Source organism: Legionella bozemanae (genome assembly GCF_001648595.1).
GTDB classification, from domain to species: domain Bacteria; phylum Pseudomonadota; class Gammaproteobacteria; order Legionellales; family Legionellaceae; genus Legionella; species Legionella bozemanae.
In genome coordinates this window covers 1-1,081 of the sequence record NZ_LBAW01000079.1, presented here as the reverse complement: position 1 = coordinate 1,081, position 1,081 = coordinate 1, and the positions used below count along the sequence as shown (strand labels likewise).

Genomic DNA, 1,081 nt, shown 5'->3' with positions numbered 1-1,081 from the left:
GGGGCACTTTAATCAAGTTAGTCTAGACTAACTAATTGATTTCGCGATCAAATTGGAGATTAAAGTGCCCAAGCATAATCTTATCTTAAATTTACCTGGTTTTACCATAGAAAAAGTGAGTGGTTATCAACCACTTATATTGGACATTTCTTATCATCGGTTACCTCGTTGTGCGCATTGCCATAGTAAAATGGTTCGTAAGAAGTCCTCATATATACGCACGGTAGCTCATGAGTTAATTGGTAATCGTCGCACTTTATTGCGTTTTAAAGCGTATAAACTCTATTGCAATATGTGCAAACGATACGGTAATCAACAATTCCCGGGTATTAATAAACATCAGCGTTCGACATGGCGTTTACAAGCCGCTGTGTTTCATGATCATACTCGTGGTATTTCTCAAAAAGACCTTGCCCAGCAATTTAATAAAGGAAAAGCCACCATTGAGCGTTGGTATCATCGCCATTATCAGGAGCAAGCAAGAGAACTCATGAATACACCATGCCCAGTGGTGCTTGGTATTGATGAACATTTCTTTAGCCGAAAACAGGGATTTGCAACAACGCTCTGTGACCTCAAAAAGCATAAAATTTTTGATATTGTTAAAGGGCGAAGTGAAACAGACCTTTCCAGTTACCTGGCTTCCTTGGTCGGAAAAGAACGAGTCAAAGTAGTCTGTATGGATTTAAGTAGTACGTACCGCTCCATTGTTAAAAAACATTTTCCTAATGCAAAAATAGTAGCAGATCGATTTCATGTCATTCGCTTGCTTCAACATCAATGTATGATGACTTACCGCGAGCTATCGAGCGAAGTAAAAAGTAATCGGGGTATATTAGCTTTACTGCGTACACGACCTGATAGATTGACTCCTCAAAGAAGGATTAAGCGTGATGCATTTCTTGAAGACAATCCAGCTATAAACGCTATATATCAGTTCCAGCAACAAGTTCATTCTTTACTCCTACACAAGTCCATGAATAAAGATTGGTGTAAAAAAATGATTCCGCAGTTTTTAAATATGCTTGATGACCTGAAAAGTAGTCCATTTAAAGCTTTGGCAGCTCTCGGAAAAACATTC

1 protein-coding gene is annotated in these 1,081 nt (G+C 38.6%); it reads left to right on the top strand.

Going from position 1 to position 1,081, the window contains the following annotated elements:
• Nucleotides 1-64: 64 nt before the first annotated feature.
• Nucleotides 65-1,081 (top strand): ISL3 family transposase (locus A8O27_RS18110; protein WP_064115169.1); only part of this gene is annotated, 1,017 nt, incomplete at its 3' end.